Here is an 18,670-nt window from a genome sequence, read left to right as displayed (position 1 = left end):
CTTCTTGGAATGAAAAGCATATTGCTCAAATACGGGATCGTATATCCAATTACTTCTCCTCCGATGAAGGGGGCAGATGTACGTATTGAAAACGGGAAAATCACACATATTGGTTATGATCTTCCTGTTCACGAAGGAACAGAAGTGATCGATGTATCTGGAAAATATGTTTTCCCTGGCTTCATTGATGTGCATACACATCTCGGTTTGTATGATGAAGGAACCGGATGGGCAGGTAACGATGCAAATGAAACGATTGAAACGATGACTCCACATGTACGTGCTATTGATAGCGTATATCCGCTCGACCCCGGCTTTCGGGATGCGATTGAACACGGCATTACAACGGTTCATATTATGCCTGGAAGCGCGAATGTCATCGGTGGAACGACGGCAGTCATTAAGACGTACGGAAAAAACGTCGAAAACATGATTATTAAACAACCAGCTGGCTTAAAAATCGCCCTTGGTGAAAACCCGAAACGAATGCATAGCCAAGGGAATAAAGAGTCACTTACCCGCATGGGCATTATGGGAATGCTTCGCGAAACGTTTTACAACGCGAAATATAGCGATTGGCCGCACGATTTTCGCACGATCCCGATCATTCAAGCATTAAATCGTGAAATTCCGATTCGTGTTCACGCCCATCGCGCTGATGATATTTTATCCGCCATTCGCCTAGCCGACGAGTTTGGGCTTGATTTACGCATCGAACATTGTACAGAAGGACATTTAATCGCTGAGGAGCTACAAGGCCGAAACTTACAAGTGTCTGTCGGACCAACACTAACACGCCGATCCAAAGTAGAACTAAAAAATAAAAGTTGGAAAACGTACAAAATTTTATGTGATGCAGGTGTTCATGTCTCTATTACTACAGACCATCCATACACGCCAATTCAATATTTACACATTTGCGCTGCCATCGCTGTGCGCGAAGGGCTTGATGAACAAAAAGCGCTCGAAGGCATTACGATTTTACCAGCACGTAATTTAGGAGTAGACGACCGTGTCGGCAGCTTAGAGGTTGGAAAAGATGCCGATATTGTCGTTTGGAATTACCATCCGTTTCACTATATTGCAACCCCTATATTTACAATGATTAATGGGGAAATAATATACAAAAAAAATTAACAAAAAAACTATTTATTTTTTACACCGTTTCAAGTATGATATAAAAGGCTATATGCGAAATATACGTTCAAAACTATATATCGATGCGACAGTAAGGGAAGGCAAATGGTGCGCCACCAGCAGTGCGCTGGTTCTAGTGGGTTCGATTCCCACCCCGAAATTTTTTGATTTGCATAAATTAAAAAATTTCGAGGGTGGCTCGTTCCCTATGGTCGACTGCCCTCGTGAATGGAGGGAGATTCGATGTTAAAAAAACGCGAACTACAAGATTGTCAAGCGTTATACGAGCTTATGGTGCACCCAGACGTCTTCCCTTTCGTGCGCCATAAAGCAAATTCATACGAAGAATTTTTGTTTATAACGAAGCAAACGATTGAAGCCGAAGAACGCGGTGAACTTATTTCGCGCACCATTTTAGATGAGTGGGGCAATCCGATTGGAACGATTAACTTATTTGACATTGAAGATGGCGCTGGTTTTTTAGGCACATGGCTTGGGAAGCCGTATCATGGGAAAGGTTACAATCAAATCGCAAAAGACGCCTTCTTTAATGAACTGTTTTACGAACGTTCCATCAACACGATCTTCATGCGCATTCGCAAAGTCAACGTCCGCTCCACAAAAGCCGCTGAAAAACTTCCTTACGTCACCCTTGCTAATGAAACGAGAAAGCAATTATGGGAAGCAATAAACCAAGGCGAAGATATATATAACTTATATGAAATTTCAAAGGACAACTATACGTTGTATGCGATGCGCCAACAAAAACTTGACGATGAACAACAGCGAAAAGAAGCATAACCTGTTCTGTGCGAACAGGTTTTTTTATTTGGATAATTTTTTATTTTTCTGTTCATAATGTTAACGTGACATTTTTATAAAAGCGAGGGATACATATGCCTGACAAAAAGAAACGTGAAAAAACAAAAAGTACGCTCTCTAGCGCACAAGAAGTGACATACGCCCGCGATTTCAAACGCGCGGACCAAGCCGGTGGGTTTACCGACAAACATGCTCGTCATTAACAACATTCTCCATTCATTTTTTCCATCGTTCATCACATGCTACTAACGAGATGAGCAAAGAGGAGGGAAAAGTGATGGGTCGTTCACGCGGTCAAAAAACGAGAGATAAAAACAAATCGACGATGCCTCAAGTACCAAAAACAATGAAATCAGACGGCTATGATGTAGAGTTTTCTACAGAATTGGCTGATCATGAAGATTTAGAGGCACAAGCACGCGCTGAAGCAGCTGACATTCGCCAAAGCAAAAGAAGAAAATCCTAGATAAAAGAAAGGTGTCCCAACACAACGACGGGACACCTTTTCAAACTATACTTTAAACGTTGCGACAGCATTGCGCAATTGCTCCGCCATTTCTGCTAACGATGTAGCGGCAGATGTCACTTCTTCACTTGAAGCAAGCTGCTCTTCAGAAGAAGCAGAAATTTCGGTCGTCCGTTCAACAAACCGTTTCGCAATAGAAGATACTTCATCCATTGAAGCATGCACTTGATGGACGCCCGCTGACATTTGTTCTGAAATCGCTGATAGCTCTTGAATTTGTGCATTCACTTGTTCAATGGAACGCAAAATTTGTCCAAAGAACGTTCCGGTCTGTTCCACTAATTTTGTTCCTTGCTTCACTTCTTCCGTTCCTTTGCCGACAATTTGCACAACATAACCTGTATTTTGTTGAATCATCTCAATTAATTGCGCAATTTGATTTGCCGATTCGCGAGATTGCTCCGCGAGTTTACGCACTTCATCCGCCACAACTGCAAATCCTTTTCCGTGTTCTCCAGCACGTGCCGCTTCAATCGCTGCATTAAGTGCTAATAAATTCGTTTGTTCAGCAATACCGACGATGACGTCAACAATTTTTCCAATTTGGGCAGACTTCTCATTTAACTCTTTAATAACTACATTCGTTTCATTTGTTGATTCGTTAATCGTATTCATTTGCGTCACAACTTGTTGTAAATATTGCTGTCCAACAGTAGCTTGTTTTGTCGTTTCTGTTGCTGAGTTCGCCACGACAGTTGCTGTTTGAGCCATTCGCTCAATTCCTGCCGCCATTTCACCGATGGCTTGCGAACTCTCCTCCGCATGTTTCCCTTGCATTTCTGCTCCTTGGGCTACTTCTTGAATCGCTGTCGTCACTTCTTCTGTCGCTGCGCTTGCTTGTTCAGCGCTTGCCATTAATTCTTGAGCAGAAGCAGACACATGCTCAGTCGCTGTGCTTACTTGTTGAATAAGTTGTTTCAAATTGTGAACCATTTGGTTAAACGCTTTGGCTAAATCCCCAATTTCATCACGATTTGCCACGTAAATATCATCAACAGACAAATCACCGTGTGCGATTTTTTCAGCATGTTCAGCAATTTGTTTAACAGGTCTGGAGATTTTTTCGCTAATATATAGTGCAATTGCGATGCTCACAAGAAAAGCGACACCGATTGTAATAAGCGTCATATATTTCATCTGTTTCGCTTGTTCGGACAATGTTTCGCTCATTTGCTGTAAATGCTCCGCTTGAGCTGCGCGCGCTTGTTCCCCTGCCTCTGTCACTTCAACCGTAATCGCATTTCCTCGCTCTTTCATGATCCGTGAAATTTCATCCATTTGACCTTGCTTTTTAAATTCAATCGCCTGTTTCGCAATGTCGCGATACTCTTGTTCTGCTTTCACTAAACGGTCAACGGCCTGCTTTACTTTCCCCTCTAGCTGTAATGACTCCATTTTTTCTTGATTAGTCGAAAACTCGCTCGCTGCTTTCTCAAATGCGGTTAAGCTTTCCGGCTTTCCATTAATTAAATACCCCCGTACAGCAATTTGTTCACGTAACATCGCATTTTGCATGTTTGTAACGAGCGTAATCCGTTCAAATCCTTTTTTCATCGCTTCTGAATATTGTTTATCAATTGTCTCTAGCCGACTATATGTAAACATACTTACAACGACAAACAACAATAATACGGAAAGAAACGTCGCCACTAATTTTTTTCTTACCGTTACCTTCATGTTTCTTTCAACCTCCTATGTTAATAAAAATAAAAGCTGCCCAAAAACAAATATATAGGCAGCTATCGTTCGACAGTAAAACCTTCTTATCATTTCCTTATAAGAAGGGCAACTGGCTGGCATATCTATACAATAGACGTAGCCCCTATAGCTTTGCGCCCTACCCTTTCGAGTAGTTTGCCGATTATTCAATTTTTTACATTTTCATCTTAACACAACAACTAGGAAAAAGGAAGTAGTGATTTGTGATCAAAAGGGAAACATTTTACTTCGTCAAGACAAAAAACAAAAATTTACCTTTTTATCCAAAAAAATTTTACATTTTTTCGAACAGTTTGATTGTGATATTTTTAACAAATTTAATGCATGTTACATTAAATATGCATAGACCAAAAAATCCCTTTTCATTTAGAAGGAGGATTATAATCATGAAAGCTGCAGTTGTGGAACAATTTAAAGAACCATTACAAATTAAAGAAGTAGAAAAACCAACAATTTCATACGGGGAAGTGCTAGTGCGCATTAAAGCGTGTGGAGTATGTCATACAGACTTGCATGCCGCACACGGCGACTGGCCTGTGAAGCCAAAACTACCGCTCATTCCTGGACATGAGGGCGTCGGTGTCATCGAAGAAGTCGGACCTGGGGTGACGCACTTAAAAGTCGGAGATCGCGTCGGTATCCCTTGGCTTTATTCCGCTTGCGGCCATTGTGACTATTGCTTAAGCGGACAAGAAACATTATGTGAACATCAACAAAACGCTGGATATTCGGTTGACGGTGGTTATGCTGAATATTGTCGTGCTGCAGCTGATTATGTTGTGAAAATTCCTGATAACTTATCATTTGAAGAAGCTGCTCCAATTTTTTGCGCTGGCGTAACAACATATAAAGCTTTAAAAGTAACAGGCGCAAAACCTGGTGAATGGGTAGCCATTTACGGTATTGGTGGTCTCGGACACGTCGCTGTTCAATATGCGAAGGCGATGGGGCTAAACGTCGTTGCTGTCGATTTAGGCGATGAAAAACTTGAGTTAGCTAAACAGCTGGGAGCTGATCTTGTCGTCAATCCAAAACATGAAGACGCCGCGCAATGGATGAAAGAAAAAATTGGCGGCGTGCATGCAGCTGTCGTTACTGCTGTTTCGAAAGCAGCGTTCGAATCGGCCTATAAAGCGATTCGTCGCGGCGGCGCTTGCGTACTTGTCGGATTACCGCCAGAAGAAATGCCTGTACCGATTTTTGATACCGTTTTAAATGGAGTAAGAATTATCGGTTCAATCGTTGGTACGCGTAAAGACTTGCAAGAGGCACTTCAATTTGCGGCAGAAGGAAAAGTAAAAACAATTGTCGAAGTTCAACCGCTTGAAAACATTAACGATGTATTCGATCGTATGTTAAAAGGACAAATTAACGGTCGCGTTGTGTTAAAAGTAGATTAAGCAAAAGAAGGCGTCATGAAGGCGCCTTCTTATTTGATTTCAACTAAAATGAACAGAGCTATTTCTTCGTCGTATTGATCCGAAATGGAACGTAAAGTGGACAAAATCTCATAAATGCCGTAGCGATAAGAACAATTCCTAAAATACCGACATATTTTATATTTCCCTCAAGGAAAAATAATCCTAATAGTGCAATACCTAATATGAATCGAATCATGCGATCGACAGAGCCAACATTTGCTTTCATCTTTTTTCCTCCCCTCTTCTTATCTATCTTTAATCATAGAGGAAAAAAAAGAAACGTTCTGTGATAAAGTCACATTGTTGCAAATTTGTCACATAACCCTTTTTTGTCCACAATTTTTATTTTCCCACGAGCTAGTTGAATATATCCTTCCCGCTCGAATTGCTTCAATATTCGGCTGACGACTTCGCGTGCCGTTCCAAGTTCCACAGCAATATGTTCATGCGTCATCTCGATCGTGTTTGCCTTGCTGTTGTCGCATCGTGTAAGTAAAAACTCAATCATGCGCTTATCCATCTTTTCAAATACAATATGCTCAATCATTTGCATCATCGCCATAAAGCGATTCATCATCATGTCATAAACGAACGTTTGTAGCTCAACATTTGTTGTCATCATCTTCGCAAACGTATCTTTCGGAACAATTAGTACTTCCGCATCTTCTTCTACAATAGCGGTCGCAGGAAAAGGTGAATGCGACAATACGCTTGAAATGGTCAACACACACGACTCCCCACGACAAACGCGATATAAATTCACTTCTTTTCCATTCTCCCCTATTTTTGCGACCCGAATGACACCAGAGACGATAAAAGCGACATGCTCACACATATCCCCTTCTCGAAAAACAACCGTTCCTTTCGAAAGCTTTATCTTTATGTATACGTTGTCGTGCAAAAACGGAAACAATATTCCTCCCCCTTTCTTTCCTTATATTACAACGTAACAACATCCCTTTCCAATAAGAAAAGGGACGTTTTCTACGTTGCATACTGATCACTTCCAGGTAAATCATCAAACCATGTCGCATCATCTGGACAATCCAGAACAAAAAACTTTCCATGATGCCCATATCGACTTTGATGATATTTTAAATACGCTTTTTTATTTTCAATCGCTAATATCTCAATTTTTCCTGAAGCATGGCTCATGACGAGTTTAACGCGTTTCCCTAATCCTGACGTTTGTGCTTTTGCTTTTTCGACAATGCGGTATACTTCATGAAGCGGCAAAACAAACGATTTATTCCCTGCGACAGGTCGATTGATGAAAAAATAATACGGGGTAATTCCCATCCATGACAGTTCATCTAAGAGCTGGGCTAATACATGAGGATCATCGTTAATTCCTTTTAAAACAGGAGTCTGATTCACGATGACCGCACCCGCATCATGTAGTGCCTCAAATGCTTTCTTCGCCTCTTTCGTTAATTCACGTGGATGATCAACATGTGCCATGATGTATATTCGTTTATCAACCGTTGAAAAATTTTTAATGGCGCGTAAAAGTTCTTCGTCTTCATAAATTCTCATCGGGTAAAACAGCGGCATTTTCGTACCGAGGCGAATAATTTGAACATGATCGATATTTCTAAGGCGTTCAATAATGGTGGTGAGCTTTTTCGTAGAAAGTGCGAGCGGATCTCCTCCTGTAAGAAGTACGTTATTAATTTGCGATGTTTTTTCAATATACTCTATTCCTTCACGAACATCCAATAGTGCTTCTTTTACATCATCACGAAACAATCGCTTACGAAAACAATAACGACAGTAAGCACCACATACTTCAGAAACGAGCAACAATGCCGTCGTCTCATACTTATGTTGACAACCTGGTACAACATAGTTACTTTTCTCATCAGATGCATCCCAAGAACCATATTCATTCAATTCTTCTAATGTTGGTATCACAATGCGGCGAATAGGATCATTTAGATTGGACCAGTCAATTAAGCTTAAATAATAGTCATTTATCCGAAACACGTACGTTTTAGCGACCTGTTTTAACGCTTCTCTTTCATGGTCGGACAACTGCGAAATATGATCAATATTTGTGATATATTTCGGTTTATAAACATCATCCTTCATCATCATCATCCTCATCTTCAATCACATCTAACACATTTTCCTGTTTAAATTGCAATAACATTTCTTCTTTAATCACATTTCTTAATACGCTATTAACGCTACGATTGATTTTTAATAAATCGTCGATGACGCTTTGTTTCATTTTTCTTTGTTGTAATGCTTCTAAGGCAAATTGAATTTTCTCTCCTTCTGCATTTAAAATGTGGGCTAAACTTAGCTCCTCTAAAGCAATAGACATAAGTAGTAAATCGAGGGCATCAGCGCGATCCACATGTATTTCTGGTTTAATATTAGGGATGTTTGGGAAACCCACCGCTCTCTCCTCCTTTTTCTATACATCTATTCTTATCGTATGATTAACGTTTCTTTTTGTTTCAAAGATTGACTTGCCTAAACAACAAAATGACTACAAACATATGTTGTAAAAACGATAATATCGGAGGAATGGCATATGATTATAAAAACAAAAAAAGAAACATATGTAAATAAACATATTTGCTATTTACCAATTGCTATATACGAACAGTTTGAGCTTCAACCAACAACGATGTACAATATTGTATTTGGCCAGACGATGGAGAGAGCGTATATTCATCCGACTCATGCCGATACGTTTATCATTTCGGACTCTCTCTTTCCTTTTTTTCAACTAGATGACTATGAACTACACATATGGAAAAAAGAAAACTCCATATGTGTCGGTCCAGTGGTCGGAGTCTTTTTAAACACCGCCTATATCGCCGATTTTTCCACTGACTATGTCGAACCGTTCGTTTATAACCATGCGGTCGCAAGCGAACAGGCTCGTTGTTTAAGTTATTTTTTCAGCATTTTTGATATCGATTGGGATGCAAAAATGATTCACGGTTACGTATACGTAAACGGTCAGTTTGAACGGCGATGGGTTCCTTTCCCCCACGTCATGTACGATCGCGGAGCATCATTTCAATCAGAACAAAAATCGCTCGTCCAACATATTCGTACGACAATGCGTAACAACGCTAACATAAAGTTTATAAATGAACTTGATTATTTAGGAAAATGGGAGTTATACGAACGTTTACGCGATGTTCCAACCGTTCGTCACCATTTACCAGAAACAATGAAATATAAATCATTCGAAGACGTGTTAACGATGATAAATCAACACAACTACGTGTTCGTTAAATCGTTTTACGGTAGCCGCGCAAGAGAAGTCATGTCCATTATGAAAAGAGAAAACGTATTTGAAGTGATGTTTATCAAAAATGACAATTTAATGGTTGAACAAATGAATGTCGAACAACTAAAGCAGCATGTAGAGTCATTTACAAAACATAAGCCATTTCTCATCCAACAAGGCATTTTACTGATGACGTTTCAACAACGACCATTTGATATTCGCATACTCATGTTAAAAAATAAAGAAGGGCGTTGGGAAGTAATTTACGACCTGATTAACTTAGCGGAAGAACATTCATCGATTACAACTGTACGTGACAACCGTCAATACGATTTCAAAGCGATTTATTCATCACTTTGTGAAACGTATCCCGTTCCATCCATCGCACATTTGCACACATTCGCTAAACACGTTTGTGAAGCAATCGAAAAAAAGTTTGGACATTTCGCAGAAATTGGGTTAGATGTAGGGATTGATAAATCAGGACACATATGGCTCATTGAAGCAAACTCGAAACCTGAAAAATACCCAGGGCCAGGTCTTCCGTTGTACGTAAAACAACCTTCTCGCTCTTTTATGGCAACGATTGATTACGCAACATACATCACTATGCCACATACACAACAATGGAGTGCAACCCTCAAACAAAGAAATGGTCATCACATAACGATACCAAAACATATGCATGCACAGTTAACGAATCCCGAACGTGCGCATGTGCAAATTGGCGCTTTTTCTTTTACAGGACAGTGCAAAACAAACGATTTCACCGATATTATTGAACTGCCTGCACACGTATTTGAACAGTTTGACGGACTACTCGATATCGAAACGAACGTAAAAATTAAAGAAAACACCATTTATCTTGGACCAGTCGTGGCCATGTTTATTAGCAACGGGCAAATACGAAAATTGAAACGACAACTCCCTAAATTTCGTCAAGTAGAGTACACACACGCAAATAAAAAAGCGAAAACCATTCTCTATTTTTTCTCCGTTCACGATGTCAACTTTATTCATCAAAAAATTTACGGAACTTTTTTCAACGAGCAAGACGCTACATGGAAACAGCGTTCGTTTCCACTTCCAGATATATTGTACGATCGTGGCGGAGGAGTTTTACAAAAACAAATGGTGCAATCAGACTACATTCGTCAACAATTGCAAACGATCAATGGCATAAAAAAAATAAATCCACAACATTATTTTGATAAATGGGAAACACATAAAAAGCTACAAAAAATTGTAGACATGCAACCGTATTTACCTAAAGCGATGCGTTACAAAGGGATAGAAACGGTTCAACACATGTTTGATCTATCCGATACACTTTATTTAAAAGACTGCCACGGCAGCAATGGGCGCGGGGTCGTTCGAGTCGTGAAACAAGATGAACAACATTTTATATACAGCTACGTCAAAGAGCGCCAACTATACGAAACGAACATCGTAGGCTGGAAAGAACTTCATGAAGCCATTGTAGCTTTTTTTCAACATAAAAAAATCATTGTACAACAAGCAATTGATGTCATCACATGGAACGACCGAAATATTGACTTACGGGCGACCGTTCAACGAACGCCAACTGGTCAACTTGATATTACGTCATATCCTGTTCGCGTTGGTGGACACCGCTCCCCAATCACAAGCTCGCAAACAGGATCAGAAATTTACCGTTTCGAATATTTTTTTAAAACATACTTTCACTATACAGACGAACAAATCGAAACGTGGAAGCAAACGATTGACCAATTTTTGTTGACATGTTATCGAAGCATTGAACGAGTGTATGGAACGTTCGGAGAAATCGGAATTGACTTCGCGATCGATAAGCAAGGAAAACTTTGGTTTATTGAATGTAATGCAAAACCTGGATTCGATTGTATGTATAAATCATACGACCGTGAAACAATTGAACGGACGTTTTTCAATCCGCTCGCATATGCCAAGCATCTCGCAGGATTTTAAAAAAGCTCAAGTGACCCTTGAGCTTTTCTACGTCCCACAAAACGTTTTATACGGTCGGTCAGACGGTGCTGGAGGCTTGGCATATTCTTCTTGTTCTTTCGTGTACGCATACGGATGTTTCAACACGCAAAGCAGTCGCTCCATGACCGTATCATCCCCATGCTCAACCGCTGCCGCAAGCGCTTCTTCAACGCGGTAGTTGCGCGGAATAATCGCAGGATTGTGTTGTCGCATCCGTTCATACACTTCATCTTTCGTCACATCTTGACGGGCCATTCTTTGTTGCCAACGTATATGCCAGTCGCGAAACTCTTGTTCGCAAAACTCCCATTCATCTAGCGTCAACGCGCGAAACGTATTCGTATAATCAGCGCGATATGTGTACATAAGATGAAGCAACTCCCCAATCAGTCGCTTATCTTCCTCTTCTTCCGTACAAAGCCCAAGTTTTGCGCGCATCCCTTGCAGCCAATACGTTTCATACAGCGTTGGAAATTGAGCGATTACTTTTTGCGCAAGTCCGATCGCTTTTTCTTCTTCGTCATGTAAAAGCGGCAAAAGGCTTTCTGCAAAGCGGGCGATGTTCCACCCAGCAATGTACGGCTGATTGCCATATGCATAGCGACCTTGCGTATCAATTGAGCTAAACACCGTTGCTGGATCGTACACGTCCATAAACGCACACGGTCCGTAATCAATCGTCTCTCCGCTAATCGTCATATTATCCGTGTTCATCACTCCATGAATAAACCCGACTAATTGCCATTTCGCAACAAGCGCCGCCTGCTTTTTCATCACTTCTTCAAGGAAAAAAAGATAGCGGTTTGGCGCATGTTCACCGTTCGGATAATGCCGCTTTATCGCATAATCCGCTAACGACTGTAACTCCTCTTTTGATAAAAAACGCGCCGCATATTGAAACGTTCCGACACGTAAATGGCTCGCTGCCACACGCGTCAAAATCGCCCCTGGAAGTTCCGTTTCGCGCATGACGACTTCCCCTGTCGTCACGACCGCTAAACTTCTAGTCGTTGGGATACGAAGGGCGTGCATTGCCTCGCTAATGATATACTCACGAAGCATCGGTCCAAGCGCCGCACGTCCATCTCCCCCGCGCGAATACGGCGTCCGCCCCGACCCTTTCAGTTGAATATCAACCCGCTCTCCGTTTGGCGTCACATGCTCGCCAAGTAAAATAGCGCGCCCATCGCCAAGCATATTAAAATGTCCAAACTGATGTCCGGCATACGCCTGCGCTAACGGCTCCGCCCCTTCCGGAATACTGTTTCCTGCAAACACCGCCACTCCTTCTTCGCCCGCTAACGCCTCCGCACATAACCCAAGCTCCTCCGCGAGCGAACGATTGAGCACGACAAGCGCTGGATCACTGACAGGCGTCGGACGTATTTTCGTAAAAAACCGCTCGGGTAAACGAGCATAGCTATTGTCAAAGTTCCAGTTGGCGTTCAACATATTTCCTCCTTTCAACTTTATCATATACTTTTCTTGACGACACAAACATCATTCCTGCTTTAGAAAGCAGAATGTTCCCCTTCCATTTTTAACTTAATAATAGAATTACTACATATATCATGGTAAAATTTTATAAAACATTCGTTAGGTGGTTTTATTTATGGATAAAAGTTTTTTCGAGGAACTACAACTTCTTGCTAAACAATATCCTGATGCAAGCGTTATACAACGTCTATCACCGAAAGATTATATTGAAGTTCTCGTTCTTCATTCCGCCAAACAGCTCGCTCATAAGTTAAAAACTTTGGCTGAAGAAAACCGTTTTGATGAAATCATTCAATTAACTCAACACATTTCTACATTAGTATCAAATAACAACGATTCTTTTTCCTTGCCGCTCTCTATGGTTACATACACATATGGACAACGAGAAATACCGATTATAGAGGACTTTTTCTTATCTAGATTACACTTACTATATAATGACAAACATACAATGAAAAACTTTTTCAAAACATTAAAATATGAAATGCTGACAGCTGACTCTGTTGATTTGATGGTTAGCTTCATTCGGACGTCAGGACTACAATTATTGATTCGTCCATTACTTATGCTTGAAAAAGAACGTATTCCTGTACGCATCATCACATCGACCTATCTAGGCATTACAGAACCAAAAGCGCTTGAAAAACTAATGCAATTTTCTAACGTACAAGTAAAAATAATTGATACGCAACAACAGTCTTTTCATACGAAAGCGTACATGTTCCATCGACGTTCAGGATTAAATACAGTAATCATCGGCTCATCAAATATTTCACACTCGGCCCTTATTAACGGACATGAGCTAAATGTAAAACTACCGGATACAAGCTTTTTACCGATTTATGAGCATACAAAGCAAATGTTTGAGAAAATATGGGATCATACAGACACGATTTCTCTTGATCACGCCTTCATTCAAAAATATAAACAACAAACAATAAGAGAAGAAAACAAACCTTTAGCTGCTGAGCCGAAAGAAGAATATATCGTTACATCAAATGTGAAACCGAATGATATGCAAAAAAAAGCATTAAAAAACCTTGAACATACAAGAAAAAGTGGTAATACAAAAGGAGTCATTATCGCTGCTACTGGAACTGGAAAAACGTATTTAGCAGCTTTTGACGTAAAAGCATATGATCCAAAAAAGCTTTTATTTCTCGCTCATCGTGAAGAATTGCTAGATAAGGCAATTGAAACGTTCAAACATGTGCTAGGTAACGATCATCTATTTGGGAAAATTACAGGGACGGTGAAACAATTCCATAAACCGTATTTATTTAGCACCGTTCAATCGCTATCTAAAGATGAAACGTTGCAACAGTTTGGGCAACATGAATTTGACTATATAATTATCGATGAATTTCATCATGCCGAAGCACCTACATATCAAAAAGTTATTCGTTATTTCCAACCAAAATTTTTACTCGGCTTAACAGCAACACCAGAAAGAATGGATGGGAGAGACGTTTTAGCGATTTGTGACCATAATGTCGTATATGAAATACGGTTACGAGAAGCGTTAGAAGCACAGTTGCTTGCACCATTTCACTACTTTGGCATTTCAGATCGTACGGTGGACTATAGTCAAATTCCATTAAAAAACGGCATGTTTGATGAAGCATCGCTTGTAAAAGCTTTAAAAACAAATGAACGAACAGATTTTATTATCGAAATGATTCGTACATATGGTTACGATGGTGATCGCATCATTGGGCTTGCATTTTGCGTAAATATTGAACATGCAAAATATATGAGCGAACAATTTAATAAACGCGGATATTGCACAACATACTTAACCGGTGAACATAGCGTTGAATATCGCGAACAGGTCATTAAAAAACTAGAAAATCCTAACGATCCGCTTGAACTAATCTTTACCGTTAACATTTTTAACGAAGGAATTGATATTCCACGTCTAAATCTTTTATTATTTTTAAGACCTACCGAGTCATCAACCGTATTTATTCAACAATTAGGGAGAGGATTGAGAAAAGTACACGGAAAAGAATTTGTGACGATTTTAGACTTTGTAGGAAATTATCAAAAATCGTTTATGATTCCGCTCGCTCTAGCTGGACAACTGAACGACAGAGCGTTTGATAAAGATTCTCTTCGTGTTGCAATTACACATGAATTTGCCGATCTACCAGGCGGTGCATATGTCGATTTAGATCCAGTGACACAAAGAGAAATTTTAGACCGCATTGACTCCATTAAAATGAACTCGACAGATATGTTAAAAATGCTATATCAACAATTTAAAAATGAACTTGGACGCTCACCAGAAATATTAGATTTTTTATATTACGAACAATCGCCAAGCTTAACGTTCTTTATATATAAGTATCGTTCATGGGTCAAAACAAAAGAAAAAATGAATGATATAAACGAGCTTGATCAAATGATTTTACACCACCCATTGATGTGTGAGTGCGTTGAACGGCTAGAAAATCAACTTCCGATCAAATGGCCTTACGATTTTGCTGTTTTGCAATTAGCTTTTTTACAAAAAGTTGTGTCTTGTGAAGATGTTGTAAAACAACTTTCCAAAAAGTTTGCTGTAGATGTGCCATTAGAAAAACACGAAAAAATGATTATGCAATCGATGGACCGCCTAGCATTGCCGTATAAAAAACAAAAATGGTCGTTTGGACAGCGAAATGGTCGCCAATTTATACTGAATGACGACATTCTTGCGTTAACAGAAAACCAACAGTTTTTCAATTACATGAAAGACCGTATAGATTACGGACTTATTGAATTTAGGAGAACGTATCGTCCTGAAAGATTTTTATCTAAAGGAGAAAAGCTTACTCTTTATCAAAACTATACGAGAAACGATTTAATTTTCTTATTTGAAGCAGGAGTAAAAGAAGGATCGTGGCGAGAAGGAGTCAGTAAAGTTAGAAATCATTATTTACTGTTCGTCAATTTAAATAAATCGGAAAGAGTGAAAGAACATTTACATTACAAAGATTATTTTCTCGACCAAAAACATTTTCATTGGCAAAGTCAAAATCAAACGTCTCATAGCTCCTCTGTCGGACAAAATTTTATTCGTCATAAAGAACTTGGAATTCATATTCACCTATTTGTTCGAAAGTTTGAAGACATGCACGGAATGACATGGCCATTCACTTATCTTGGTGAAGTCGATTATGTATCAAGCTACGGAGATAAGCCGATGAGCATCACATGGCGCCTACATCATCCCGTGCCGGAAGATTTATATATTGACTTTATTCGCTAATAAAACGTCTACAGTCGGAATATCTGCGGGTGCCCATTCAAGAGATTTTAGATCTCGGAGTGGCACCCATCTTAATTCAGCATGTTCTTTCGCTTTCGGTTCTCCCTCAATAATTGTTGCTTTATATGTGAGTAAATTGACAATAACTTGAGGGTACTCATAATGCACTTCTTCAATTTTTTCATGCACTTGAATTGTACATCCTAATTCCTCGTGAATTTCTCTGACTAACGTTTCTTCTTCCTTCTCCCCTTTTTCAACTTTTCCACCAGGAAATTCCCAAAGGTTAGGGAGTGACATCGTATTCGACCGAAGTGCGCACAACACACGATTTTGGTCGTCAAATATAACCGCTCCTACGACACGAACTGTTTTTTTCATAAACGTTTCTCCTCTATCTTCATTATTTTGCGAATACTTTCATTCTACAAAAAAGCCTTCCTTTTTTCTACGTCCATACGAGTGCATAAAAAGACGCCCTATGAGCGCCTTTCTACTTCTGTTCAGTAATAATAAACCCTTGCTACTCTCCACCCCTTCATCCCTCATTCCTACACCACCTATATTTTTCCATTCATAATAAAGTCGTGCACAAATCACTCATTTTCTCGATTTTTGATTCGATTTTTTCTGCCAAAACTTTATTATGTTTGAGAATAAAGTTGTGATAGGAAGACAGGGAAAAGGCTTGAGGATTAAGGGTTTTCCTCTTTTCCTCTCTCCTTTCCCCTGCCTTGCTCCTGCCCTTTCGCACAACTTTATTTTGATTTTGGCAGGAGTTTATTGTGAATGGCAAGAGTTTATTAATTGGCTACAACTTCCTCACCAACTTCGCCACACTTTCGACATGCGCAGTGTGCGGGAAAAGGTCAAACGGTTGAATGTATTCGACACGATATTGTTTCGCAAGTGTATCAATGTCGCGAGCAAGGCTTGATGGGTTACAGGAAACGTACACGACCGTTTTTGGTTTCACTTGTAAAATCGTTTTTAACAAGGCGTTGTCGCAGCCTGTTCGCGGTGGGTCGACGACGATGACGTCCGGTTTCCAACCTTCTTTCACCCATTTTGGCAACAACGCTTCCGCTTTTCCGACCGCATATGTGACGTTTGTGAAGCCGTGACGTTTGGCATTTTGACGCGCATCGTCAATCGCTTCAGGGATCGTGTCCATGCCGCGCACTTCTTTCGCCTCGCGGGCAAGCCAAAGCCCGATTGTGCCGACGCCGCAATACGCATCGACGACGCGTTCGTTTTTCGTGAGCGCAGCTGCTTTTTTCACTTCGTCGTATAGCTTGACCGTTTGAATCGGATTAAGTTGGAAAAAGGCGCGGGCAGATAGTTCAAACGATAAGTCGCCAAGCACTTCTTGAATGTATGGCTCTCCTGCGAGAACGATCGTTTCGTCGCCAAAAATAAGCGACGTTTTTTGCCCGTTTATGTTTTGCGCGATTGATTTCACTTCTGGCAACCGGCGCTTCACTTCCGCTACAAACAACTCTCTACGCGGCAGTTCTTTCGTCGCTGTCACAATGACAAGTTGCACCTCTCCTGTATAAAAACCAACGCGGGCAACGATTGTGCGCACAACGCCTGTTTTCTTTCGCTCGTGATAAATGGGTATGCGCAAATCTTGTAAAATCGTTTTGACGACCGTTGTGACGCGGTTTGTAGCGTCATGTTGAATGAAGCAACGGTCAATGTCAATCAGTTCGTGCGAGTTCATGCTGTAAAGTCCAGCGATGACGCGCCCTTTTTTCACTCCTGTTTGAAATTGGCTTTTGTTGCGATAATGCCACGGATCGTCCATCCCAATCGTCGGACGAATATCGAGCGCTTCAATATTGAGTCGACTATGTCGTTCCAGCGCTTGAATAACAATATCGCGCTTTGCTTCAAGCTGCGCGTTGTAGTCTAAATGTTGCAGTTGGCAGCCGCCACATTGGTCATATACAGGACAAAGCGGTTTAACGCGATGTGGGGATCGTTTACGAATGCGCACGATTTTTCCTTCCGCATACGTCGGGTATACGTTCGTCGCTTGAACGACGACTTCTTCTCCCGGAAGCGCTCCCGGAACGAACACGACTTGTTTTTTAAAATAACCGACTCCTTCCCCATTAATGCCAAGCCGTTTAATTGTTAGTGGAAATTGTTGTCCTTGCTGTAGCATGATTCTCTCTCCTATTCGATACTTCTCCACAAATAAAATGTTGCGTAGCTTGCATACGGTTCCCACATTTGTCGAAATTCGTCCATTTCCTTTGCTGTCGGACGATGATCAAGCTGAAACCATCGTTCAATCGCTCGCTGCAAACCAACATCTCCTTTCGGGAACACATTTGGACGACCTAAACCAAACAATAAAAAGTTTTGCACTGTCCACGGACCGATGCCGCGTATAGAAAGAAGCTGTTTGGCCACTTCTTCATCGGAAAGCGAATGCATCTCTTCTAAACGCAACTTCCCTTCTACAATAAGACGCGAAATATCAACAATATATTGTGCTTTTCGCTCGCTCAAAGATAAAGCGCGCAACTCGTCGTATGAAGCATTAGCGATTCGTTCTGGCCGAGGATATATGTATAAATCCCCGAGGCGTTCGCCGAATGTATGCACAAAACGTTCGGTGAGCCGATAAGCGACTTTCATATGAATTTGTTGGTGGATGATGCATTTGATTAAGCAAAAATATAAATCAAACTCCAATACAATCGGCGTTCCTTCGTGAGCGATAAATAAGTCTCGTAAATTGGTTTGCATAAAATGGTCGTGGATAGGCGCAAGTGACCTGTCCCAATGAAAAATGCGCGAAATGCGCGCGATCGCTTCTTCTTTATGCTGTTCGTTATCACACGACACAACGAACGATGGCTTCTCTTTTGTCCCGGTGCTTTTCACATATACAACAACCGGTGTTTCTTTTACATACAGCGGAACAGCGATTTCGTTATGTTGAATGCGTACAAGCGGATCGCGTGCTAGCCGTTCACATACACGTGTAAAATCGTATGGGGTCATTAAACTTCACCTCTTTCCCCCATTGTATCAAA

Annotated in this window: 16 protein-coding genes and 1 riboswitch; of the genes, 7 read left to right on the top strand and 9 right to left on the bottom strand. The window is 40.7% G+C overall.

Annotated features, from left to right (window positions below; all coding sequences use genetic code 11):
- The first annotated feature begins 9 nt into the window (after positions 1-9).
- The 4 genes from HNR63_RS12180 (at position 10) to HNR63_RS12165 (ending at position 2,425) form a co-directional block, all read left to right on the top strand.
- Entirely contained in the window at positions 10-1,137 is a 1,128-nt protein-coding gene (locus HNR63_RS12180) for an amidohydrolase (RefSeq protein ID WP_042536101.1), read from the top strand.
- A gap of 243 nt (positions 1,138-1,380) precedes the next feature.
- A complete protein-coding gene (locus HNR63_RS12175; RefSeq protein ID WP_043966140.1) occupies positions 1,381-1,938 on the top strand; it encodes a GNAT family N-acetyltransferase in 558 nt (185 codons plus the stop codon).
- A gap of 95 nt (positions 1,939-2,033) precedes the next feature.
- Positions 2,034-2,162 (top strand): YfhE family protein, encoded by a 129-nt coding sequence (locus HNR63_RS12170; protein ID WP_075039570.1) that lies wholly within the window; start codon positions 2,034-2,036, stop codon positions 2,160-2,162.
- Positions 2,163-2,236: 74 nt separating this feature from the next.
- Entirely contained in the window at positions 2,237-2,425 is a 189-nt protein-coding gene (locus tag HNR63_RS12165) for a YfhD family protein (RefSeq protein ID WP_181520877.1), read from the top strand.
- 45 nt (positions 2,426-2,470) lie between these two features.
- Here the strand turns inward: HNR63_RS12165 and HNR63_RS12160 are convergent, their stop codons facing one another.
- The gene (locus HNR63_RS12160) at positions 2,471-4,162 is read right to left on the bottom strand and encodes a methyl-accepting chemotaxis protein (protein ID WP_181520876.1); all 1,692 of its coding nucleotides are present in this window, start codon (positions 4,160-4,162) and stop codon (positions 2,471-2,473) included.
- Positions 4,163-4,266: 104 nt separating this feature from the next.
- Positions 4,267-4,354: riboswitch (cyclic di-GMP riboswitch) on the bottom strand.
- A 236-nt stretch (positions 4,355-4,590) separates the two neighbouring features.
- Here HNR63_RS12160 and adhP point away from each other — a divergent pair.
- Positions 4,591-5,604: an alcohol dehydrogenase AdhP gene (adhP, locus tag HNR63_RS12155; RefSeq protein ID WP_075039573.1), complete on the top strand. Its 1,014-nt coding sequence runs from the start codon at positions 4,591-4,593 to the stop codon at positions 5,602-5,604.
- A 58-nt stretch (positions 5,605-5,662) separates the two neighbouring features.
- On the opposite strand, the gene HNR63_RS12150 is transcribed toward adhP, so the two are convergent.
- The 4 genes from HNR63_RS12150 to HNR63_RS12135 form a co-directional block, all read right to left on the bottom strand.
- Positions 5,663-5,851, bottom strand: a complete 189-nt coding sequence (locus tag HNR63_RS12150) for a YgaP family membrane protein (protein ID WP_019418571.1) — start codon at positions 5,849-5,851, stop codon at positions 5,663-5,665.
- Positions 5,852-5,920: 69 nt separating this feature from the next.
- Positions 5,921-6,538, bottom strand: a complete 618-nt coding sequence (locus HNR63_RS12145) for a Crp/Fnr family transcriptional regulator (RefSeq protein WP_181520875.1) — start codon at positions 6,536-6,538, stop codon at positions 5,921-5,923.
- A 71-nt stretch (positions 6,539-6,609) separates the two neighbouring features.
- Positions 6,610-7,725, bottom strand: a complete 1,116-nt coding sequence (locus HNR63_RS12140) for a KamA family radical SAM protein (protein ID WP_246316795.1) — start codon at positions 7,723-7,725, stop codon at positions 6,610-6,612.
- On the bottom strand, positions 7,706-8,029 hold the full coding sequence (locus HNR63_RS12135; protein WP_181520874.1) for an alpha-helical endospore appendage domain-containing protein: 324 nt from the start codon (positions 8,027-8,029) through the stop codon (positions 7,706-7,708). Before HNR63_RS12135 ends, HNR63_RS12140 begins: the two co-directional genes overlap by 20 nt.
- Positions 8,030-8,167: 138 nt before the next feature.
- Here HNR63_RS12135 and HNR63_RS12130 point away from each other — a divergent pair, with 138 nt between their 5' ends.
- Positions 8,168-10,846, top strand: coding sequence for a YheC/YheD family endospore coat-associated protein (locus tag HNR63_RS12130; protein WP_181520873.1), 2,679 nt, complete (start codon positions 8,168-8,170; stop codon positions 10,844-10,846).
- Positions 10,847-10,873: 27 nt separating this feature from the next.
- On the opposite strand, the gene HNR63_RS12125 is transcribed toward HNR63_RS12130, so the two are convergent.
- Entirely contained in the window at positions 10,874-12,319 is a 1,446-nt protein-coding gene (locus tag HNR63_RS12125) for a protein adenylyltransferase SelO (RefSeq protein WP_181520872.1), read from the bottom strand.
- Between the two features lie 160 nt (positions 12,320-12,479).
- Here HNR63_RS12125 and HNR63_RS12120 point away from each other — a divergent pair, with 160 nt between their 5' ends.
- Positions 12,480-15,617, top strand: coding sequence for a DUF3427 domain-containing protein (locus tag HNR63_RS12120; protein WP_181520871.1), 3,138 nt, complete (start codon positions 12,480-12,482; stop codon positions 15,615-15,617).
- Here HNR63_RS12120 and HNR63_RS12115 read toward each other — a convergent pair.
- The 3 genes from HNR63_RS12115 to HNR63_RS12105 all read right to left on the bottom strand — a co-directional run bounded on the left by HNR63_RS12115 (position 15,594) and on the right by HNR63_RS12105 (position 18,638).
- On the bottom strand, positions 15,594-15,998 hold the full coding sequence (locus HNR63_RS12115; protein ID WP_085789014.1) for a (deoxy)nucleoside triphosphate pyrophosphohydrolase: 405 nt from the start codon (positions 15,996-15,998) through the stop codon (positions 15,594-15,596). The two genes, HNR63_RS12120 and HNR63_RS12115, sit on opposite strands and share 24 nt — an antisense overlap.
- A gap of 430 nt (positions 15,999-16,428) precedes the next feature.
- Complete coding sequence (gene rlmD, locus HNR63_RS12110; protein WP_181520870.1) at positions 16,429-17,790, bottom strand: 23S rRNA (uracil(1939)-C(5))-methyltransferase RlmD; 1,362 nt, start codon at positions 17,788-17,790, stop codon at positions 16,429-16,431.
- A gap of 11 nt (positions 17,791-17,801) precedes the next feature.
- Complete coding sequence (locus HNR63_RS12105) at positions 17,802-18,638, bottom strand: DNA-3-methyladenine glycosylase family protein (RefSeq protein ID WP_181520869.1); 837 nt, start codon at positions 18,636-18,638, stop codon at positions 17,802-17,804.
- Positions 18,639-18,670: the final 32 nt, after the last annotated feature.

The sequence above is a fragment of the Anoxybacillus ayderensis genome, from assembly GCF_013761015.1.
Classification (GTDB): domain Bacteria; phylum Bacillota; class Bacilli; order Bacillales; family Anoxybacillaceae; genus Anoxybacillus; species Anoxybacillus ayderensis.
Note: the sequence above shows the minus strand (reverse complement) of the source record. Positions and strands in the feature narration are given on the sequence as shown.